Genomic DNA, 23,438 nt, shown 5'->3' on the forward strand with positions numbered 1-23,438 from the left:
AAAGGTGGTAATAATCAAACTCTAACAAACGGCGCTGGGGGACTTGGGGGGATTGCAGGCGGAGGGGGAGGAAGTGGTGGTAATGGGGCAGCAGGTTCTGGAGGTAATGGTGCGACAAGCAGTATTGCCGCTCAGCCCGGGGGGACAGTGTCAGGGGGAGGGGCAGGCGGTAGTATTGCAGTGGGTACGCCTGATTTGAGTTTTGGTGGCGGTGGCGGTGGCTCGGGTAATACTGCTGTCGGTGCGGGTGGTGCTGGGGGAAGAGGGCTGGTCAATAATTCTTTCCTTAGTAACACGGGAACAATAACTGGGACTAACGGCGGGAATGTTCCTGCTCCCGGCTCAGGAGGCGGCGGCGGTGGCGGCGGTGCTCTGATTTTAAGCGGGTTGCCTGATAGTTTTGTGAATACGGGTACTATCACTGGTGGTAATGGGGGGAATCAAACAGTCGCCTCTTATGCTGGTGGTGGTGGTGGTGGTGGTAGTGGATTAACGCTAATAGATGATATTACTATTATTAATCAAGGTATTATTCGTGGAGGAGACGGTGGGGCTTCTGCGATTAGTTATACTGGCGGTGGTGGTGCAGGCGTATTTTTATTTAATGGCGGTACTTTAGATAATCAAACTAATGGTCAGATTACCGGTGGTGCTTCCGGTACGACATCGACCTTACGAGGAGATGGTGGAAGTGCGGTTCTGAGTAATCGTGGAGACATTACAAATAGCGGGACAATTACAGGTGGTGCTACAGCCGGTAGCGGTTACGCAGGTAGTGGGATAACTGCGAATGGAGGCAGTATTCTCAATAGCCTAGGGGCTAATGTTGTGGGGGGCAATGGTGTTGCTTCCGGTGGTGGGAGTGGGATCAGTTTAGTTAATGATGGGGGCGCTACACTCACCAACCTGGGAAGTATCAGTGGTGGAACGGGTACGGGCGGGGGAGTCGGCGTTACTGTTACCAGTAATAACAATACTGTAATTAATGCGGGCAACATATCCGGTACTTCTGGTGCTAATGCCGTTACGTTGAATGGTAATAATAATATTTTACAACTGCAAACTGGTTACAACTTTGTGGGCAATATTGTAGCAAGTGGTAGTGGTAATATCTTCAACTTGGGCGGTGATACAAATGCAAGTTTTGATGTTACACAAATTGGCATAGCAACTAATAAATTCAGAGGGTTTAATCAATATCAAAAAACGGGTGACAGTCTTTGGATCCTCACGGGTACGAATACAAACGCCACACCATGGACCATCTTCCAAGGTATTCTGTCCATCAGCAACGATTTAAGTTTAGGCAGCTCATTGGGGATATTGACTTTAGCGGGTGGCACTTTGATGACAACCGCTGATGTTACGTCATCACGCAGTACTCAGTTGACTTCCGCTGACGACACATTTGATGTCGCGACAGGCACCAAGCTGACGCTGGGAGGAAGCATCAGTGGCGTGGGTTCAATGAATAAAACCGGTTCCGGTATTTTAGCATTATCTGCTGCTAATACTTACACGGGTAATACCACTATCAACGAGGGTATTTTGCAAGGGGCGGGTACTAACGCTTTCGCCAACAGTAGCGCTGTAAATATTAACAGTGGGACAACTCTAGATCTGAATAACTTTGCTCAGATAGCCAACAATCTGACGGGGATGGGGAATGTCACACTTGGTACTGCCACCCTTACGGTCAATAACGCTGTTGATACGATATTTAGTGGAATTATCAGTGGATCTGGCAACTTGAGCAAAACGGGTTTAGCAACGTTGAACCTTAACGTCAGTAACACTTATACCGGTAGCACATCAGTAAATAATGGGACTTTAAATCTGGGAAGCAATGATGCATTAGGCCAGACTTCTACACTAAATACCGCAGCGAATACTAATACTAATTTCAACGGCTATAGCCAAACGGTTGGCGGGCTGAATAATATAGGAACAATAACACAGGGTAGCGGTAGTGTATTAGAGAGCGGGCTGCTGACCAATACTGGCATCATTGATCTGGCGGGGGGCACGCTGACCCTGCTGGCGGGCGGAACCTCAACCGCCATCGGGGGCCTGACTGGGGCCGGGACGCTGAACGTGAACGGGGGCGACCTGGCGCTGAGTGCGGCCAATGGGGGCCTGTCGGCCAGCACGCATATTGCGTCGGGGGCATCGGTGACACAGAGCGCGGCCAATGCGCTGGGCACCAGTGCGGTGGAGGTGGACGGGACGCTGAACCTGACTGCTGCGGATACCCTGGCGAACGTGCTGAGCGGGGCGGGGGTGATTAACACCGAGGCGGCCATCAGCCTGAGCGGCAGCAACAGCTTTAGCGGCACCCAGAGCATTAACGCCGGGGGGACGCTGAGCATCAGCACGGCCGATAACCTGGGCACCTCGGTGGCCAGCGTTGATTTGACCGATGCGACGGCCCAACTGTTACTTGATGGTTTCACCGGTAATCTTGCCAATGCCCTGAGCGGGGTGGCCGGGTCGACGGTGCAGCTCCTGAACGCGTCGGGCACCACCCTGACCGGGGCCAACAGTGGCTTTGCCGGCCTGTTCGACCTGACGGGCAACAGTACCCTGACCGTGGCACAAAACACCCAGTTGGGTGGAGGCAGCGTCAGTATTGGCAGCGGCAGTACGCTGGCCTTTGACGGTTTTGCCGGTGGAGCGTTGACCGCCCTGAACAATGCGCTGAACGGTGCGGGGAACTGGGTGCTGCGCAACAGCAACATCAGCCTGGCCGGGAACAGCAATGCCACCGCCTTCAGTGGTCTGCTGGACATCAACACCGATGCCTCTCTGACCCTGGACAGTGCCAGCACGCTGAATACGGCCACGGTACTGAACGTCAACGACGGCAGCAGCACGCTGAACATCAGCAACAACGGGGTCTTTACCCTGAACAATGCCCTGACCGGTGCCGGGCAGGTCAATGTTGATACCGCCAATAATGCCTTTAACTTCGGGGCCGGGGTGGGCAGCGTCTTCACCGGTAACGTCACCCTGAATAACGCCAGTTTTTCACTGGCTGGCACCAATGCCAGCGCCCTGGTGGGGGCCGGACTGACGTTGAACAGCGGCAGTGATACCACCGTGGGAGTGGCGGGAACGCCGAGCACGGAAACGCTACAGAGCCTGACCCTCAACGGCGGCACCCTGAACTTTATCGGTGGGGCCCCGCTGTCCGTGGCTGAAAGTACGATCGATACCCAGAGCCTGACGGCCAACAGCGGCACCATCAATGTAATGGGCGGCGGCAGTTGGGAGAATACCCTGCCGGTGGTGCCGCCGAATCTCTCGATCCTGGAGCAGAACCGGGGAACCACGGCGATGCAGCTGATTAACGCTGATACCGCCAGCGGGGCAGAGAATCTGACGCTGATGATTGACGGCGTGGCGGTGACGCCGCAGGGGGTTGTCTCAGCCATCAACCAGAATACGGTGCATGTGGCGGATGCGACCTACAACTATCAGTTGTCCAACACCAACAGCGCCAATGCCAGCGGCCTGTACCTGAACTATGGCCTGAATGCCCTCAATCTGTTGCAGGACAATGCCGATGCGCTGGTGATTGCCACCGAGGCAGACCTGGACGCCAACAGGGAGCTGACTGCACAACTGACCGGGGCAGGCGGTATCGTGTTTGATGCCAGCAACGGGGCATTGACGGTGACCAACAGCCAGAACAGCTACACAGGCAGTACCACGGTGAGCGGCGGTAACGTGCTGCTGGGCAGCAACGCTGCGTTGGGTGCCACCTCGTTGCTGACGGTGGCGAGCGGGGCCAGCTTCAACACCAACGACTTCAGCCAGACGGTGGGGGCGCTGACCAACCTGGGCACGGTTATCTTGAATACCGGGGCCTTGACCAGTGGTCTGCTGACTAACAGCGGGGCGATCGACCTGGCGGGCGGTATCCTGACCCTCTCATCAGGAGGTACCTCGACGGGCATTGGAGGCCTGGCTGGGGCCGGGATGCTGAACGTGAACGGGGGCGACCTGGCGCTGAGTGCGGCCAATGGGGGCCTGTCGGCCAGCACGCATATTGCGTCGGGGGCATCGGTGACACAGAGCGCGGCCAATGCGTTGGGTACCAGTGCGGTGGAGGTGGACGGGACGCTGAACCTGACTGCTGCCGATACTCTGGCGAACGTGCTGAGCGGGGCGGGGGTGATTAACACCGAGGCGGCCATCAGCCTGAGCGGCAGCAACAGCTTTAGCGGCACCCAGAGCATTAACGCCGGGGGGACGCTGAGCATCAGCACGGCCGATAACCTGGGCACCTCGGTGGCCAGCGTTGATTTGACCGATGCGACGGCCCAACTGTTACTTGATGGTTTCACCGGTAATCTTGCCAATGCCCTGAGCGGGGTGGCCGGGTCGACGGTGCAGTTCCTGAACGCGTCGGGCACCACCCTGACCGGGGCCAACAGTGGCTTTGCCGGCCTGTTCGACCTGATGGGCAACAGTACCCTGACCGTGGCACAAAACACCCAGTTGGGCGCAGGCAGCGTCAGTATTGGCAGCGGCAGTACGCTGGCCTTTGACGGTTTTGCCGGTGGAGCGTTGACCGCCCTGAACAATGCGCTGAGCGGTGCGGGGAACTGGGTGCTGCGCAACAGCAACATCACCCTGGCCGGGAACAGCAATGCCACCGCCTTCAGTGGTCTGCTGGACATCAACACCGATGCCTCTCTGACCCTGGACGGTGCCAGCACGCTGAATGCGGCCACGGTGTTGAACGTCAACGACGGCAGCAGTACGCTGAACATCAGCAACAACGGGGCCTTTACCCTGAACAATGCCCTGAGCGGTGCCGGGCAGGTCAATGTTGATACCGCCAATAATGCCTTTAACTTCGGGGCCGGGGTGGGCAGCGCCTTCACCGGTAACGTCACCCTGAATAACGCCAGCTTCTTACTGGCTGGCACCAATGCCAGCGCCCTGGCGGGGGCCGGGCTGACGTTGAACAGCGGCAGTGATACCACCGTGGGGGTGGCGGGAACGCCGAGCACGGAAACGCTACAGAGCCTGACCCTCAACGGCGGCACCCTGAACTTTATCGGTGGGGCCCCGCTGTCCGTGGCTGAAAGTACGATCGATACCCAGAGCCTGACGGCCAACAGCGGCACCATCAATGTAATGGGCGGCGGCAGTTGGGAGAATACCCTGCCGGTGGTGCCGCCGAATCTCTCGATCCTGGAGCAGAACCGGGGAACCACGGCGATGCAGCTGATTAACGCTGATACCGCCAGCGGGGCAGAGAATCTGACGCTGATGATTGACGGCGTGGCGGTGACGCCGCAGGGGGTTGTCTCAGCCATCAACCAGAATACGGTGCATGTGGCGGATGCGACCTACAACTATCAGTTGTCCAACACCAACAGCGCCAATGCCAGCGGCCTGTACCTGAACTATGGCCTGAATGCCCTCAATCTGTTGCAGGACAATGCCGATGCGCTGGTGATTGCCACCGAGGCAGACCTGGACGCCAACAGGGAGCTGACTGCACAACTGACCGGGGCAGGCGGTATCGTGTTTGATGCCAGCAACGGGGCATTGACGGTGACCAACAGCCAGAACAGCTACACAGGCAGTACCACGGTGAGCGGCGGTAACGTGCTGCTGGGCAGCAACGCTGCGTTGGGTGCCACCTCGTTGCTGACGGTGGCGAGCGGGGCCAGCTTCAACACCAACGACTTCAGCCAGACGGTGGGGGCGCTGACCAACCTGGGCACGGTTATCTTGAATACCGGGGCCTTGACCAGTGGTCTGCTGACTAACAGCGGGGCGATCGACCTGGCGGGCGGTATCCTGACCCTCTCATCAGGAGGTACCTCGACGGGCATTGGAGGCCTGGCTGGGGCCGGGATGCTGAACGTGAACGGGGGCGACCTGGCGCTGAGTGCGGCCAATGGGGGCCTGTCGGCCAGCACGCATATTGCGTCGGGGGCATCGGTGACACAGAGCGCGGCCAATGCGTTGGGTACCAGTGCGGTGGAGGTGGACGGGACGCTGAACCTGACTGCTGCCGATACTCTGGCGAACGTGCTGAGCGGGGCGGGGGTGATTAACACCGAGGCGGCCATCAGCCTGAGCGGCAGCAACAGCTTTAGCGGCACCCAGAGCATTAACGCCGGGGGGACGCTGAGCATCAGCACGGCCGATAACCTGGGCACCTCGGTGGCCAGCGTTGATTTGACCGATGCGACGGCCCAACTGTTACTTGATGGTTTCACCGGTAATCTTGCCAATGCCCTGAGCGGGGTGGCCGGGTCGACGGTGCAGTTCCTGAACGCGTCGGGCACCACCCTGACCGGGGCCAACAGTGGCTTTGCCGGCCTGTTCGACCTGATGGGCAACAGTACCCTGACCGTGGCACAAAACACCCAGTTGGGTGGAGGCAGCGTCAGTATTGGCAGCGGCAGTACGCTGGCCTTTGACGGCTTTGCCGGTGGAGCGTTGACCGCCCTGAACAATGCGCTGAACGGTGCGGGGAACTGGGTGCTGCGCAACAGCAACATCAGCCTGGCCGGGAACAGCAATGCCACCGCCTTCAGTGGCCTACTGGACATCAACACCGATGCCTCTCTGACCCTGGACAGTGCCAGCACGCTGAATGCGGCCACGGTACTGAACGTCAACGACGGCAGCAGCACGCTGAACATCAGCAACAACGGGGTCTTTACCCTGAACAATGCCCTGACCGGTGCCGGGCAGGTCAATGTTGATACCGCCAATAATGCCTTTAACTTCGGGGCCGGGGTGGGCAGCGTCTTCACCGGTAACGTCACCCTGAATAACGCCAGTTTTTCACTGGCTGGCACCAATGCCAGCGCCCTGGTGGGGGCCGGACTGACGTTGAACAGCGGCAGTGATACCACCGTGGGAGTGGCGGGAACGCCGAGCACGGAAACGCTACAGAGCCTGACCCTCAACGGCGGCACCCTGAACTTTATCGGTGGGGCCCCGCTGTCCGTGGCTGAAAGTACGATCGATACCCAGAGCCTGACGGCCAACAGCGGCACCATCAATGTAATGGGCGGCGGCAGTTGGGAGAATACCCTGCCGGTGGTGCCGCCGAATCTCTCGATCCTGGAGCAGAACCGGGGAACCACGGCGATGCAGCTGATTAACGCTGATACCGCCAGCGGGGCAGAGAATCTGACGCTGATGATTGACGGCGTGGCGGTGACGCCGCAGGGGGTTGTCTCAGCCATCAACCAGAATACGGTGCATGTGGCGGATGCGACCTACAACTATCAGTTGTCCAACACCAACAGCGCCAATGCCAGCGGCCTGTACCTGAACTATGGCCTGAATGCCCTCAATCTGTTGCAGGACAATGCCGATGCGCTGGTGATTGCCACCGAGGCAGACCTGGACGCCAACAGGGAGCTGACTGCACAACTGACCGGGGCAGGCGGTATCGTGTTTGATGCCAGCAACGGGGCATTGACGGTGACCAACAGCCAGAACAGCTACACAGGCAGTACCACGGTGAGCGGCGGTAACGTGCTGCTGGGCAGCAACGCTGCGTTGGGTGCCACCTCGTTGCTGACGGTGGCGAGCGGGGCCAGCTTCAACACCAACGACTTCAGCCAGACGGTGGGGGCGCTGACCAACCTGGGCACGGTTATCTTGAATACCGGGGCCTTGACCAGTGGTCTGCTGACTAACAGCGGGGCGATCGACCTGGCGGGCGGTATCCTGACCCTCTCATCAGGAGGTACTTCGACGGGCATTGGAGGCCTGGCTGGGGCCGGGATGCTGAACGTGAACGGGGGCGACCTGGCGCTGAGTGCGGCCAATGGGGGCCTGTCGGCCAGCACGCATATTGCGTCGGGGGCATCGGTGACACAGAGCGCGGCCAATGCGTTGGGTACCAGTGCGGTGGAGGTGGACGGGACGCTGAACCTGACTGCTGCGGATACTCTGGCGAACGTGCTGAGCGGGGCGGGGGTGATTAACACCGAGGCGGCCATCAGCCTGAGCGGCAGCAACAGCTTTAGCGGCACCCAGAGCATTAACGCCGGGGGGGCGCTGAGCATCAGCACGGCTGATAACCTGGGCACCTCGGTGGCTAGCGTGGTGTTGACCGATGCGACGGCCCAACTGTTACTTGATGGTTTCACCGGTAATCTTGCCAATGCCCTGAGCGGGGTGGCCGGGTCGACGGTGCAGTTCCTGAACGCGTCGGGCACCACCCTGACCGGGGCCAACAGTGGCTTTGCCGGCCTGTTCGACCTGACGGGCAACAGTACCCTGACCGTGGCACAAAACACCCAGTTGGGCGCAGGCAGCGTCAGTATTGGCAGCGGCAGTACGCTGGCCTTTGACGGTTTTGCCGGTGGAGCGTTGACCGCCCTGAACAATGCGCTGAGCGGTGCGGGGAACTGGGTGCTGCGCAACAGCAACATCACCCTGGCCGGGAACAGCAATGCCACCGCCTTCAGTGGTCTGCTGGACATCAACACCGATGCCTCTCTGACCCTGGACGGTGCCAGCACGCTGAATGCGGCCACGGTGTTGAACGTCAACGACGGCAGCAGTACGCTGAACATCAGCAACAACGGGGCCTTTACCCTGAACAATGCCCTGACCGGTGCCGGGCAGGTCAATGTTGATACCGCCAATAATGCCTTTAACTTCGGGGCCGGGGTGGGCAGCGCCTTCACCGGTAACGTCACCCTGAATAACGCCAGCTTCTTACTGGCTGGCACCAATGCCAGCGCCCTGGTGGGGGCCGGACTGACGTTGAACAGCGGCAGTGATACCACCGTGGGAGTGGCGGGAACGCCGAGCACGGAAACGCTACAGAGCCTGACCCTCAACGGCGGCACCCTGAACTTTATCGGTGGGGCCCCGCTGTCCGTGGCTGAAAGTACGATCGATACCCAGAGCCTGACGGCCAACAGCGGCACCATCAATGTAATGGGCGGCGGCAGTTGGGAGAATACCCTGCCGGTGGTGCCGCCGAATCTCTCGATCCTGGAGCAGAACCGGGGAACCACGGCGATGCAGCTGATTAACGCTGATACCGCCAGCGGGGCAGAGAATCTGACGCTGATGATTGACGGCGTGGCGGTGACGCCGCAGGGGGTTGTCTCAGCCATCAACCAGAATACGGTGCATGTGGCGGATGCGACCTACAACTATCAGTTGTCCAACACCAACAGCGCCAATGCCAGCGGCCTGTACCTGAACTATGGCCTGAATGCCCTCAATCTGTTGCAGGACAATGCCGATGCGCTGGTGATTGCCACCGAGGCAGACCTGGACGCCAACAGGGAGCTGACTGCACAACTGACCGGGGCAGGCGGTATCGTGTTTGATGCCAGCAACGGGGCATTGACGGTGACCAACAGCCAGAACAGCTACACAGGCAGTACCACGGTGAGCGGCGGTAACGTGCTGCTGGGCAGCAACGCTGCGTTGGGTGCCACCTCGTTGCTGACGGTGGCGAGCGGGGCCAGCTTCAACACCAACGACTTCAGCCAGACGGTGGGGGCGCTGACCAACCTGGGCACGGTTATCTTGAATACCGGGGCCTTGACCAGTGGTCTGCTGACTAACAGCGGGGCGATCGACCTGGCGGGCGGTATCCTGACCCTCTCATCAGGAGGTACCTCGACGGGCATTGGAGGCCTGGCTGGGGCCGGGATGCTGAACGTGAACGGGGGCGACCTGGCGCTGAGTGCGGCCAATGGGAGCCTGTCGGCCAGCACGCATATTGCGTCGGGGGCATCGGTGACACAGAGCGCGGCCAATGCGCTGGGCACCAGTGCGGTGGAGGTGGACGGGACGCTGAACCTGACTGCTGCGGATACCCTGGCGAACGTGCTGAGCGGGGCGGGGGTGATTAACACCGAGGCGGCCATCAGCCTGAGCGGCAGCAACAGCTTTAGCGGCACCCAGAGCATTAACGCCGGGGGGGCGCTGAGCATCAGCACGGCTGATAACCTGGGCACCTCGGTGGCTAGCGTGGTGTTGACCGATGCTACATCGCAATTGATCTTCAATGGCTTGAATGGTGATGTGGCGAATACCCTGAGCGGAGTCGCTAATTCTACAATCACTGCGGATAGCGGTGCCAACCTGTCACTGTCTGGCAATAACAGCGGGTTTGGTGGCCAGTTTGTAGTCACTGGCAACAGTGCGCTGAACGTCAACCAGAACTCGAATCTGGGAGCGGGTTCGGTCACCGTCGACAGCGGCAGCCAACTGGTGTTTAGCGGGCTGACGGGAACGTTGAGTAACGCGCTCAGCGGTGCTGGCGACTGGGTGCTGTCAAACCAGAGTAATGTGTTGCTGAACAACGGGAACGCGGCCGCCTTTACCGGAACGGTCAGCATCAACGGTGAGTCAGTCCTGAGCCTTGACAGTGCTAACTGGTTCAATCCGGCGGCCACGGTAGATATTGTGACCGCCAACGATACGCTGAACATCAGCAACAACGGGGATTTTACCTTCGACAACCGGTTACTGGGGGCCGGGGTGTTAAATATCAATACCAACAACAACCTGTTCAGCTTCGGCAGCAACGTTGGGGGAGAGTTCACCGGCTTGGTTAACCTCCAGAATACTCAGTTCCAACTGTCAGGCAGCAACACCACCAGCAACAGCAACACCGTGCTGAATCTGGAAAACAACAGCCATACCTCGGTCGGCGATGGCGTGCAGACTATTGGTGCGCTTGAAATGAATGGCGGCACGCTGATTTTCAATAACATCGTTGATAACGGCGGGCTCTTGACCTCAGAGGGCACCATTATCGCCACGCGCATTGATACCACCGGCGGCGGGACGGTGAGCGTGAATCTACCGCCTAATGTCTCCCCCAGCCTGGAAGACCTGAGCATCTTGGCATTAGACACAGGGGCCATTGTGGTCAACTTGGTGAAAGGGGCAGCCACCGGTACCGGGCTTGAACTGACGCTCTCCGACGGCAGCAATACGCCGATTGTAGAAAACTATATTGCAGGTATCACCAATCCGAACAGCAGCGTAGTAGCTGCAATGGGAACCTTCAATTTTGGTCTGACGACCGGTGACCTGCGGGACGGGTTGTACGTGAGCTACAGCTTGAGGAGTATGGACTTGTTGACCACCGGCAATGATGCACTGGAACTGGTGGGTACGGCGAGTTTTAACGGGACGCCGAACAACGAACTCTTTGCACAAATCACCGGCAGTGGGGATCTGGCGATCACCGAAGCCGATCCGGGTTCGATAGTGGTGATCTCTGGCACTGACAATACGTACACCGGGGCCACGCTGGTGCGCGCGGGTACACTGCAACTGGATGTGGATACCGCGTTGGGGCAGACCTCGAATCTGGCGATCAGCAGCGGGGCAGTTGTGGACATTAATGGGCATACGCAGACCGTAGGGGCGCTGAACAGTGCAAGCGACGGTACGCTGATGCTGAATGGGGGCGCATTGACGGTGAACAACGGCGGTGTGGCCGACGGGGCATTGACCGGGGCCGGTAGCCTGACGTTGGTGGGGGGCACGCTGGCCGTTAACAATAACAACACCGGGTTCAGCGGTATGACCACGGTTGACAGCGGTGCGACGGCTAGCGTCACGCAGGCCCAAGGGCTGGGAACGGGCAATATCGCGGTGGATGGGACGCTGCATCTGGACGGCACTGCGGGAGGGCTGGCGGCGGCGACCCTGGGTAACGCTCTGCAAGGCAGCGGTGATACCGTGCTGAGCAATGCGGCCGATGTAACCTTGAGCGGCGACAACAGCGCCTATGTCGGCACCTTTACCACACAGGCGGGAACAACCCTGACGGCCACCTCAGGCGATAATCTCGGCCAAGCCTCGGTGCTGAATGCGGGTAGCCTGGTACTCAATACGGCAGGTTACTGGGATTTGACCACGCCCATCAGCGGCAGCGGTAGCCTGGTGAAACAGGGCAACGGCACGATCCATATCGGTAACAACCTAGTGAGTGCCGGGGTGACGACGGTGCAGTCGGGTGCGTTGCTGGTTGGGAGTGCGCCAGTGAATGCTGCCACAGTGCAGGCGTTCGCCCTGCCGACGGTCTTTGCCTCTGTCAGCAGTGCCACACTGACCAGCGATGTGATGGTGCAAGCCACCGGGACGTTTGGCGGTGACGGCCAGGTTATCGGCAATGTGACCAACGCCGGGAACCTGGTGGTTGGGCGTGCGGCGACCGGGAACAACTACAGCGATTTCATCATCAACGGTAACTACATCGGCAACGGTGGGAATATCGCTTTGAACAGTGTGCTGGGTGGGGATGATTCCGCAACCGACAGACTGGTGGTGACGGGGAATACGTCTGGCACCAGCACGGTGACCGTCAGCAATATCGGCGGTGAAGGGGCGAAGAACATCAACGGTATCCAGGTCATTAACGTCGGCGGCACGTCGGCGGGGGTGTTTACCCTGAATGGCCGGGCCCAGGCCGGGGTGTTGGAATACTTCCTTTATCAGGGTACGCCAACGACCCCTGGCGATGGTAACTGGTATTTACGCTCCAATTATCAGGACAATGTGGTGACCTACACCCCGGAATCAGGGGGGGTTATTGCTAACATCGCGGCAGCAAACACGCTGTTCAATACTCGACTGGAAGATTTGCACGGGGGGGATGCCCGTGATACCGGCGACCTGAGCGGCGCGGAACCCCGGTCCAGCCTGTGGCTGCGTCAGGTGGGGTCGCGCAACAAGTTTGAGGATGCGTCCGGTCAGTTGTCCAACAGCAGCAGCCGTTATGTGGCGCAGTTGGGGGGCGAAGTATTTGATACGTCGTTGACCGGGCAGGATCGTCTGGGGGTCGGCGTGATGGCCGGTTATGGCCGCGCCTGGGGGAGCTCGGATTCAAGAGAAACCCACTATCAGGCCGATAACAGCCTGACGGGGTATACAGTGGGGATGTACGGTACCTGGTATGCAAACGCGGCGGAGCGCCATAGCCCGTATGTGCACGGTTGGTTGCAGTATGAATGGTTCAAGGCCAGCGTGAGCAGCAATGCCTACGACAGTGGAAATTATCATCTGCGCGGCGTGAGCACCTCGCTGGAAGGCGGTTATCCCGTTGAAATTTACCATGGAGAGGAGAACCAGACCTATATTACTCCGCAGGCACAACTGACGCTGAACGGTGCGAAGATGAGCGACCTGTACAACAACGGTTCGCGGGTACAACAGAGCGGCAATAACAACCTGCAAACGCGGCTGGGTGCTAAATTGTCGAATGACACGCTGATGGGGAAAGAGAAGTCACGCATTCTAACGACCTATCTGGATCTGAACTGGATCCATAATACCCGCCTGCCGGGAGTGACCTCAGACGATCAGGGAGTACAGCAGACCGGTAGCCGGCATCTGGTTGAGGTTAAAGTAGGAGCGGAAGGTCAGGTGAGCAAAAACTTCAGCGTTTGGGGCAACCTGACGCAGCAGATAGGGCAGAAGGGGTACGATGACAAGGCCGCAATGCTGGGGGTGAAATACACGTTCTAAGCGATGGAGATATGGAGATACTGGCTGTCTGGAAAGGCAGCCAGTATACTTATTCAGCTTACGAAACCTAGAAGAAATGGTGTCAGCATGCAGCACTCCGCGCTACACCGCTGGATGATACGCTTGGTGTTCTCTGCCCAAAATTTGCAACAGTGCCCATTTTTTCATGGCCGGGGTGGCTGGTAAGTTCGGCATTCAGTGTTGTTTCAACGGTGGGCTTGGTCAGCATACAAGAAAATGCATTGAGAGCGGTTTCGGTTTTAAGGCCTTTGGTCATTCCGGTAGCAAGTACCTTAAGTTTCTTTTTGTTCATAATTTGCTCGTCTCCGTTGTCAGGAAAAGCATATTAAGAACAATCAGTTACAAAGCTTAAATTACAGTTTCAACAGTTCGGTAATAGCAATATTAATTTCATCCATTAACTTTCGGGCCAAAGGTGTCAGACCTTGTTGTTGCTTGTAGGTCAAGATATATTCGGCTGCAGGTAATGTCTCTTTGATGGGAACCATTGATACTATATCTTTAATTCTATCTGCCTTGAGTATTGCTTTGGGACCAACAAATAGATATTCCTCATTCAAAACCAATTGTTCGCCAATGCTCATTGAGTCACCATAGACAACAATATCTTTATTGCTTTTACCGTTTGGAAATATGTGTTTTTCTATATTTTTATAATATCCTATTTTTGCATTAGGAAAGTACCATTTGGCACCTCTCAGCTGTCTTAATGAGCTACTTTTACTCAATGCATGCTCATTTCGAGACATAATACAAAATTCAGCCTTGATTGATTTTTCTATAAAAAAATCACTCATGGATATTTCAGGAGAAGCTATGCCAAGAAAAAAATCTATTCACCCTAATCGTAAAGAGGTTATTAATTCGGAGAGTTGCCCCTCAACAATGGTAATGGAAGCAGTAGGATGTTCCATCTGAAATCTGTTTATTAAAGAAGATATTACGCTAAATGCAGGCAAATGCGAACAGCCAAATACTACAGTGCCTTGTGATAGCTGACTAGCTTGATGCAATTCATCAACAGCTCTTTCTAAATCATTGAGTATCATATTAACTCTAGGCTCAAAAATACGGCCCATTTTGGTTAATACCATCCCTTGTGCTCCCCTAGCTAATAAAGTGATGCCTAATATTCTTTCCAACTCTTGAATACTGCGTGTCATAGCTGACTGGGTTTGAAGTAAGGCGTGTGACGCAGTTCTTATACTTCCATATCGTATAATGGCTTGAAAGTTTCTAAGTTGATTAATTTTAGGAAGTTCTTTCATAGAAACCTATCCACAGTTTTATAACATCATCTATCTTTTATCTTGGCAAAAATAATACAATATGTAAACAAATAGCAATGTGCTTAATTAGATTCAAGCAGTCGGTTGCAAAAATTTGCGGCAATACCTCTAATTTATTGAATATAATGAATAATATGTGGGATTTTTGCGTTTGCTCATGATCAGAACTCTAAGGTTCAAAGTCGTTTCCTCAGTAGTGAGTGCTGGCAAGATCTGAGGTTGAGCAACCAGCAGGACAATGACCGTTACGGTGAAAAACTTATAACCATTTGTTTTTACTGAGATAGATCGAAATTCCAGTATAAATGGCCAGACAAAATATCATCCACCCAGCAGAATATGCCCATGTAAAGCGAAACACCTCACTCGAACTATAGGTGCTCCAACTCGCCTCTCGATCATTGAAAATACTGGCATTCAACAAAAACCAAGTAAAAGCAGAATAGAATAATATGGTTATATTAATCCACTGTGCTCGCATCTTTCGCATTAAGCCAATGATCAACAATAACGGCAGCGACATGATTAAGAGATGGTAAGTGATATCTGGCCATGAAATGAATTCGATATATCCTCTCATTGAGTCAGAAGCAAAAAACACTGATAAGCTGGATATTGTTTCACTCAATATCAACTGTTCCCCATGCAAGAGAGAGTAAAAACTAAAATAACCTTGTACTGTGCCTAAAAAAATATAAGAGAAAATTAATAATTAAATTTTTTCCGTAATAAACCTGTAAAATTAAATGGATTGCTTTTTAACGGTTGCCAAATTAAACGGCACAGCCCAGATTCACTTTCTCTACTTATCAGAATATTAACAAGAGACCGCATAAGATATACACTTCTCATCCTGGCAACGCCAGGAGTTGTAAAGAGAATGTAATATGCAGTTAAATTTTACGATACGCAGAAAATCAAAGAAATTGAAGTCTACAGGATATAAGCAGGATAGATTGTGACTTTGGAGCAGTATGCTGGCGCGGTAGTGCCCCTCAAGAAGCCATTTATATCGACACTTTGAAAGATGAAAAAACAGTCATCATTCAGGTGTTAGCGCCAATGATATAAGGCAGTAAAAAACGGTCATAAATCTTGGCGTTGACAAAGGCAATGTAGCTGTGGCCATCGGTCCAGGCTTCCGCGGTGTTTGAACTGCCGATAAGAATATGGAACGCTTTCCTCTCATGGGCCTGTCCCGTGTACCAAGCACGGCCCCGGTGCACAGTCGGGCGTAGTGATGCAGACACCAGCGCAGGGCGGTCCAGACCCGCCGGGTCTCTTTGTCGAGCGCTTCCTTTTCCGTCAGGAGCTGTGTACGCTCAATGTAGGCTTCACGCAGGGGCTGAATACAATCAGTGCGGGCAGTGCCGTGGAAGGTCGGTGCTAGAGGGCTGTATTTTTTTGTGTCAACTGACGCATATTGGCCTGGATGCGCTCCAGGCTGTCGAGAAAGTCCTGGGCGTGATAACAGCCAAAGCGGGACAGGGCCTGCGGATGGACGACCAGGGCGATCCCCTGTCGGGCAATGGCTTCCCCTTTGGGCACATCGAACCCGCTCTCGACAACCGTAAACAGCCCGCTGCGCTTGGCACCTGAGCGCTGGCATTTACGCAAAAAGTCATCTATGGACAGGTGGCGTTTGCCGGGCAACACCGTCACCACCTCCTCTTTGTGGTAAATCTCGGCCAGTCTGGGGTCACTGGCTAGCAGGGCTCGGGCGTATTTTTCACGGCGGGCTTCAGTCTTGCAGTGTTCACCCTGGTGGGAGGCGATGTCATCGGCCATCTTGCCAAACTGAGGGGCGATACGTTTCCAGACCGGGCAGGTCTTGCGCAATATCTCGGTGCGGGAGATGTTGAGCCTAATGCCCTGTTTGGAAACAATCAGGCCGCCGGCTCCCCACAGGTGGCTGGAATCATGACGGACCAGAACCCCCAGGTTGTAAATCGAGACCGCGCCGTCTTCCTTGACGCGATAATATGCCACGGCATCCTCAGCGTCCCATTTCTCCAGGCGTGGGTCGCGGGATATCTGCCTGCCGTTCAGCGCAACCTGTACCGGGGTGTAGCGTACCAGGTCGCGGATTTCCTGCACCGCTGACAATAACTCGGTTTCCGTCATCGGCTTATACCACTGGCCGGTGATAACGCAACTGGGGATACCGTCGGCATCAGCCCTCTCATCAAGGTCATAGCTGTAGCCCATGGTGCGGGTATCGACGGTCATCGTCCAGACCTTCGAACACCGGACGGTACTGGCGTGGGCCATTATCTGACCGCGCCCCAGACGAAAGCGGCCATAGGTGGCATCCCCTTTCTGATGCGGGGTGCCGAAGCGGCCGAAATAGCGCTATACATCATCTCGGCTGGTAAAGCCATGGCCGTTGTCCTGGCAGGTAAAGCCGTTGTGGGTCAGGGTGAGCGTGACGTCTGTTGCCTCGGTATCGACGGCGTTCATCAGCAGCTCAATGACGCCTTGCCGATGGAGCCGGCCTGACTGTAGATGATGTGGTGGATGATTTGTGGTTCAAGTTCAAAGGGTAAGCGTTGTGATGGCATGGTGTTGCTCCGTTAGAAAAAGGGGGAGCGGCTATCGTGCGGGAGTCGGTGGGTATCGGCGATAAACAAATCTGCACAGGGGGCAGGAAATTATCGGTAGTCGCTGATGATGGAGAAAGTAAATTCCGGTGACGGAGGTCTGTTTGTTTGTGGCGGTCGTCGGGGCTTTTCCGCATGGTGAGCACATCTGTGGATGTTCAGAAGTGAGAAAGAATGATGGCGACAGTTGAAGACGCAAAACAACACATGGAAATGGCATGGCAGAGTATAACGGCCTGTTTGCAGGTACGCCTGAATACCACCGGTGTGAGGCGGGATGCATTAAATTCCGGCGAGGCGCGCCAGTTTGTTTGTAGAGGCCCACCCGTCTTTTTCGCACAGTGAGCACTTCTGTTGGTCCCAAGGAGTGTTCTCATGTGTATTCTGTGTGATGTTTGTTTGTCTTCAGTCCGTCGGGAGGTGACCCATGTCACAGCCTGAGTCTTTACGTCCTGCTTCCCCGGTCAGCCCGACCGGGCCCGCTGCGCCAATGACGGCGACTGTGGTCCCGAGCGTTGAGAGTGAACTGCCCGACGCTCTGCCGCAAGACCCTGCGCCAACCCGCCCGGCCGAGCCTGCGGCTCCCTCCGCGTCCGCCCCCCGTGCATTTTTGTCAGCTCTGTCCCGGCAAGGCCTTTATCGGGGAGCCCGCTATGGTGTCCTGACGCTGTGGGGGGTAATGGTCGGTCTGCTGTGTGTTCGCCAGCAGGCCCAGCAACAGCAATTGATGGAGTTGGAGTCTGCGTTGGTTGCCCGCCTGCCGGCGGGGTTGACGGCGTCCGTTGAGGTCCTGCATCAACAGGTGACCGGCCTGGAGACGCGTCTGCAGGTTCTGCCAGGCGAACTGGTCTCCCGTGCAGACTGGCAGACCGGGATTGATGCGCAGCAGCGCGATACCCGGGCCGCGCTGGAGAGGGTGCGTAGCCAGTTACAGCAGCAGGCAGAGGTGGACGCGACACAGGCCCAGTCACTGCGTACGTTGCAGGGAACGCTCTCTGACCTGGAGACCCGCGTGACGGCGAGTGCATCCGCCACACCTGCCGCCACACCGACGACAGCCCCAAAAACCGCTGTCACGTCTAAAACAACCACGTCGCCCGTTGCAGCGTCAACTCGCCAGCCAGCACCTTTTGTGCTGTCCGGCATTGAGACGCGGGGCGGGCAGACCTTTGCCGTGGTGGCCCCGCCGACCGGACAGGGCCTGGCTCAACTGCAACTGGTCGCCCCAGGTAGCTCGGTGCAGGGCTGGCGCCTGGTCGGTATCGAAGGGCATCAGGCCCGTTTTCTTCCGCCCAACAGTACGCAGACTCGTGTATTGACCCCACAGTGAGGAGAATGTCATGCGAATTCGTGACGTGTTGTCGACAGTGCCGGGCGTGCTGGGGGCGCTCTTTATCACCGCAGTGGTGGGAGGGGTAACCCAAAGCCGGGCAGCGAATGCGCCGCAGTCGGTCACCCAGTCCAACACGCAGCAAGGCGTCTCCCAGACCGACACCCTGACCCGCGAACGCACCACGGCGGGCATGGCGGAATGGGGCGTAACCGAGAGCGAGTGGCAGCGCTATGAACAGTTGGTGCAGGGGCGCCGGGGACAACAGTCCCCCCACCTTGACCCGCTGATGGTGTTGGGGATTGAGGCGCAGAGTGCCGAGGAGCGCAAACGCTTTGCCGAGTTGTCGGTGCAGATGGAATACCGGCGGGTCGAGGCAGAGCTGGCGTTTCAGCGCGAGTACGATGCGGCCTGGAAACGGTTGTACCCGAACCTGTTGCCGATACAGGGCATGGGGGCCGCACCGACGGAGGGGGGACGCCTGGCGGTCTTTGTGCGCAGTGATTGTGGTGAACGCTGTGACAAGGCGATTATCGGGTTGCTGAGCCGCAATGTGGCGTTTGATGTGTACCTGACGGACAGCGGAGGCCGTGATGCCGCGGTACGTCAGTGGGCGGTCAGTCACCGTATTCCGGTAGAGAAGGTCAAAGCGGGAGACATCACCCTGAACCATGACGGTGGCCGCTGGTTGACCCTCGGTAACGGGGCCATGCCGGCGGTACTGAAACAGGGGGAGGACGGTGTATGGGTACCCGCAGCCTACTGATGTCTGTTCTGCCGGTCACACACCTGACGGTGTTGAGCGTACTGGCCATGTGGGGATTGCCGCCCGCCCAGGGGTCGGTGGCCGCGGGTGTCCGTATCCCTGAAGGCTACCGGACGGTGGCCAGTCAGCACCAGGTGCCGGCAGAGGTGCTGTTTGCCGTGGCCCTGGCCGAGAGCGGCCGCACGGTCAACAAGGTCACATTACCCTGGCCGTGGACGCTGAATGTGGCGGGCAAAAGTTACCGCTACGCAACCCGGGCGGAAGGGTGTCAGGCGCTGACGCGGTTTATGCGTACCCACCCCCTCAAACGTATCGATGTTGGCCTGGGGCAGACCAACCTGGGGTATAACGGACACCACTACCGCAGTGCCTGCGAGGCTTTTGAGCCCTACGACAACCTCAACACCACGGCACGTATTCTGCGTGCCTGCTACCGCCAGCGCAATGGCAGTTGGCTGGATGCGGCCGCCTGTTATCACCGTCCGGCGGGCGGGGCACCCGCCAAAACCTACCGGGCCATCGTGCAGCGTCACCTCAGCCGCTTGATGGCCTCCCCGACCTCTTCTTCCCCAGACCCGGCCAGCCTGGCCTGGGTGACCCCCAAGGAGTCTTGATGAAAACCTTGTTACGTTGTTCTGCCTGGCTGTTGGCCAGCTTGATGGTTTTCCCGGCCACGGCCGGGTTGACGGTGATTGCCGACCTGGGCGGGGTGTCGATGGCCCCGTATTTTGAGTCACTGGCGGTGCCCGAGGGCAATTCCCCGCCTTCCCTTGCGGCCCCGTCACTGTCGGGGCCGGTGACGCCGGAGAGTATGCTGCCCGTGCGTTCTCGGGTACTGACACCGGGCGCGGTCAATGCCCACAACGTGGATTTACCCGGTATGGCCCCGTTGTTCCTGATTGGCGATGATGAGCTGTCTCACCGCTGGCTGGCGGCACGGTTGTCGGTTTTGCAGCAGTTGGGGGCAACCGGTCTGGTAGTCAATGTAGACAGTGTTGCCGCCTGGCGTGCACTGCAGGCCCGCGCCCCGGGGTTGACGCTGTCGCCGGTCTCCGGGGATGACCTGGCGCGCCGGCTGGGGCTGGCGCATTACCCGGTGCTGATAACGGCGGAGCGGATAGAGCAATGATGATGGATATCCTGATGTTTTTGACCTGGCATCCCTTTCTGGGCTGGATGTCGGTGTTTTTTGTGATGCTCATGCTGGCCGTGATGGGTGTTTTTCGTCGCGGGTCATCACGCCACTGGCGTTACCAGCGGCAGGCAGCGCGGGTGCTGGCCAGACTTCCCCAACTGGCGGGAGAGGCACAGCGCCTGGTGTACCTGCGCAGCATCAACCCGTATGTGTTTGAGGAATTGCTGTTGACGGTATTTGCACGTCGTGGTTACCGGATGGTACGCAATCTCCGCTACAGCGGTGACGGGGGGATTGATGGCCAGGTGTGGTTGGATGGAGAGCGTTACCTGATACAGGCCAAACGGTATGCCAGGGCGATAACCCCGGCACACGTCTCGGCACTGAACGTCCTGACCCGGCAGTACGGGTGTCGAGGATTGTTTGTGCATACCGGACGGACGGGCCCCAAAAGCCAGGCCTTGCTGCGGGACTTCCCGGCCATCACGCTGCTCAGTGGTGCGCGGCTGCTGGCCCTGCTCGACAGTGAACGGCCCTGGTCCCTGAACGACGGCGCGACGTTGTGCCCTTCCTCATCCGGCTCCGCACGTATAACAACAACCAGCACACGTACGGCCCATCAGGGTGATGCAACGGTAAAAGGCGGTCTCCATGAGTGACCGCCATGTGATTGAAGCCCTGTTGCGCCCGGCGGTGGAGTTGCAGTCGGCTGCGGTGGCCGCGTCTGCCGCCGCGGTGTGTGCGATGGCCCCCTGGTCGGTGGCCCTGGCCCCGTCGCTCAGTCTGGGGGCCAGTGCCTGCTTCGGGGCCTTTGCCGTGGTACGTGCGCGTCAGGGCTTGCGTATATTGAAGTATCGCCGTAACTTGCGCCGTCTGCCGCACTATGCCCTGAAGAGCTACCAGATACCGGTGAGCCGTCAGCGGTTGTTCCTGGGCAAGGGGTTCCGCTGGCAGCAAAAACACACCCAGCGTCTGCTGACCTGTCTGCGCCCGGAAGTGGAGCACTACGTCAATCCTTCGGTTTTCTACCAGGCGGTTCGTCGCTTTGAGCGGCGTTTTGAGCATCAGCTACCGATGCTGACCCGGCTGACGGCGACTGACAGCCGGTTTAATCCGGCCCGGCCGTTACCGCCAGTGGGCGGTTCACCTCTGTTGCACGGCATCGAGCTGGATGAGGAGGAGGTCAGCACGCCGCTGAGCGAGCGGGTGGGGCACACCCTGGTGTTGGGCACGACCCGTGTCGGCAAGACCCGGCTCGCCGAAGTGCTGGTGACCCAGGATATCCGTCGCGGCGACCCGACGTTCGTGCTCGACCCGAAGGGTGACCCGGAGTTGCTGATACGCATGTATACCGAGGCCAAACGGGCGGGACGCGAGTTCTACCTGTTCCACCTGGGCTGGCCTGAACTCAGTGCGCGCTATAACGGCATTGGTCGGTTCGGGCGTATCACCGAGGTTGCCAGCCGGGTGACCAGTCCGCTTTCGGGGGAGGGCAGCAGTGCCGCGTTCAAGGAGTTCAGTTGGCGTTTTGTGAACATCATTGCCCAGACCCTGGTGGCCATGGGGCGCCGTCCGGATTACAGCAATATCGAGCATTATGTGCGCAACATCGATGAGCTGTTCGAGTGCTATGCCGAGCATTACCTGGTCCAGCAGGCTCCCGTACAGTGGGAGAGCATCAGAAACCTGGCACAGTTGGTTGACCCCAACCGGCTCCCTTCCCATATGGAAGGGCGCAGTCAGTTATGTGTGGCACTGGAGCAGTTCCTGAGTACCGAAGAGGGACGTCAGCATGATGACCCTATCCTCAGCGGGCTGCGCTCCAGCGTGCGTTACGACCGCAAGTACTACGACAAGATAGTCGCGTCTTTGCTCCCCCTGCTGGAAAAGCTGACCTCGGGCAAGGTGGCCCAACTGATTGCACCCGATTACCTCGACATGGACGACAGTCGCCCCATTTTTGACTGGGAAGAGGCCATCCGCAAGAGAGCGGTAGTGTATGTCGGGCTGGATGCGCTGTCCGATACCGAAGTCGCGGCGGCGGTGGGGAATTCGATGTTTGCCGACCTGGTGTCGGTCGCCGGGAAGATTTACAAGCACGGTCTTGGCGATGGACTGCCACCGGGGGCCGAGACCGGAATGCGGGTCTGCCTGCACGGTGACGAGTTTAATGAACTGATGGGGAACGAGTTTATCCCGCTGATTAACAAAGGCGGCGGCAGCGGTATCCAGGTGACGGCGTACACCCAGACCCTGGCCGACATCGAGGCCAAAATCGGCAATGCCGCCAAGGCTCACCAGGTGGTGGGGAACTTCAATACTCTGGTGATGCTGCGGGTCAAGGAGAAGGACACGGCGACGTTGCTGACCGACCAGCTCCCGGAGGTGGAGGTCTTCACCACCACCCTGATATCGGGGGCGACCGATGCCAGCAGTCAGGACAACGACCAGCATTTTACCAGTAATACCCAGGACCGTGTGTCGACCGTGCGGGTGCCGATGATAACCCCAGACCAGGTGATGAGTCTGCCGAAGGGGCAGGCGTTCGCCCTGCTCGAAGGGGGCCAGCTGTGGAAAATCCGCATGCCGCTGCCGGCGAAGGAATTCGACCCGCAGATGCCGTCCAGCCTGCTGGCGGTGGCGGATTCGATGCAGAAACACTATCGCACCGGGGAAACCTGGTGGTTGAGCGCCACGGTCTGAGAGGAGAAAACGAATGGCGGAACAGACACTGCGTGCGTCTCAGCGCGGGCCGGCAAAGAATCCGGGGTTGCTGTCCCGGCTGTTGTGG

General features: G+C 57.6%; 13 protein-coding genes. 8 read left to right on the top strand and 5 right to left on the bottom strand.

Annotation, left to right across the window (positions count from 1 at the left end):
• Positions 1-43 precede the first annotated feature (43 nt).
• Both Z042_RS26520 and Z042_RS08415 read left to right on the top strand, forming a co-directional pair.
• Positions 44-199: a hypothetical protein gene (locus tag Z042_RS26520; protein WP_236849233.1), complete on the top strand. Its 156-nt coding sequence runs from the start codon at positions 44-46 to the stop codon at positions 197-199.
• Positions 181-13,506: an autotransporter-associated beta strand repeat-containing protein gene (locus tag Z042_RS08415; protein ID WP_025297177.1), complete on the top strand. Its 13,326-nt coding sequence runs from the start codon at positions 181-183 to the stop codon at positions 13,504-13,506. The genes Z042_RS26520 and Z042_RS08415 overlap by 19 nt, the downstream gene beginning before the upstream one ends.
• An 82-nt stretch (positions 13,507-13,588) precedes the next feature.
• On the opposite strand, the gene Z042_RS08420 is transcribed toward Z042_RS08415, so the two are convergent.
• The 5 genes from Z042_RS08420 to Z042_RS25920 all read right to left on the bottom strand — a co-directional run bounded on the left by Z042_RS08420 (position 13,589) and on the right by Z042_RS25920 (position 17,045).
• Positions 13,589-13,819, bottom strand: a complete 231-nt coding sequence (locus Z042_RS08420; RefSeq protein WP_024914248.1) for a hypothetical protein — start codon at positions 13,817-13,819, stop codon at positions 13,589-13,591.
• 61 nt (positions 13,820-13,880) lie between these two features.
• On the bottom strand, positions 13,881-14,324 hold the full coding sequence (locus Z042_RS26525; protein WP_236849234.1) for a type 2 periplasmic-binding domain-containing protein: 444 nt from the start codon (positions 14,322-14,324) through the stop codon (positions 13,881-13,883).
• A 39-nt stretch (positions 14,325-14,363) separates the two neighbouring features.
• Positions 14,364-14,795, bottom strand: coding sequence for a LysR family transcriptional regulator (locus tag Z042_RS26530; RefSeq protein WP_236849235.1), 432 nt, complete (start codon positions 14,793-14,795; stop codon positions 14,364-14,366).
• A 1,067-nt stretch (positions 14,796-15,862) separates the two neighbouring features.
• Positions 15,863-16,066, bottom strand: coding sequence for a hypothetical protein (locus Z042_RS24470; RefSeq protein WP_024914249.1), 204 nt, complete (start codon positions 16,064-16,066; stop codon positions 15,863-15,865).
• A gap of 136 nt (positions 16,067-16,202) precedes the next feature.
• Entirely contained in the window at positions 16,203-17,045 is an 843-nt protein-coding gene (locus Z042_RS25920; protein ID WP_024914250.1) for a hypothetical protein, read from the bottom strand.
• A 798-nt stretch (positions 17,046-17,843) separates the two neighbouring features.
• Here Z042_RS25920 and Z042_RS08435 point away from each other — a divergent pair.
• From Z042_RS08435 to traD, 6 genes are all read left to right on the top strand, one after another.
• Positions 17,844-18,746 carry a hypothetical protein gene (locus Z042_RS08435; protein ID WP_024914252.1) on the top strand — a complete coding sequence of 301 codons (903 nt, stop codon included), beginning with the start codon at positions 17,844-17,846 and terminating at the stop codon, positions 18,744-18,746.
• 10 nt (positions 18,747-18,756) lie between these two features.
• A complete protein-coding gene (locus tag Z042_RS08440) occupies positions 18,757-19,512 on the top strand; it encodes a TIGR03759 family integrating conjugative element protein (protein WP_236849236.1) in 756 nt (251 codons plus the stop codon).
• Between the two features lie 47 nt (positions 19,513-19,559).
• Positions 19,560-20,126 (top strand): lysozyme family protein, encoded by a 567-nt coding sequence (locus tag Z042_RS08445; RefSeq protein ID WP_045784862.1) that lies wholly within the window; start codon positions 19,560-19,562, stop codon positions 20,124-20,126.
• Positions 20,126-20,641: an integrating conjugative element protein gene (locus Z042_RS08450; RefSeq protein WP_037407524.1), complete on the top strand. Its 516-nt coding sequence runs from the start codon at positions 20,126-20,128 to the stop codon at positions 20,639-20,641. Before Z042_RS08445 ends, Z042_RS08450 begins: the two co-directional genes overlap by 1 nt.
• Before the next feature lie 83 nt (positions 20,642-20,724).
• The gene (locus Z042_RS08455; RefSeq protein ID WP_236849237.1) at positions 20,725-21,306 is read left to right on the top strand and encodes a restriction endonuclease; all 582 of its coding nucleotides are present in this window, start codon (positions 20,725-20,727) and stop codon (positions 21,304-21,306) included.
• On the top strand, positions 21,299-23,350 hold the full coding sequence (gene traD / locus Z042_RS08460; protein WP_024914257.1) for a type IV conjugative transfer system coupling protein TraD: 2,052 nt from the start codon (positions 21,299-21,301) through the stop codon (positions 23,348-23,350). Before Z042_RS08455 ends, traD begins: the two co-directional genes overlap by 8 nt.
• Positions 23,351-23,438 lie beyond the last annotated feature (88 nt).

The sequence above is a fragment of the Chania multitudinisentens RB-25 genome (assembly GCF_000520015.2).
In the GTDB taxonomy this organism is placed as follows: Bacteria; Pseudomonadota; Gammaproteobacteria; order Enterobacterales; family Enterobacteriaceae; genus Chania; species Chania multitudinisentens.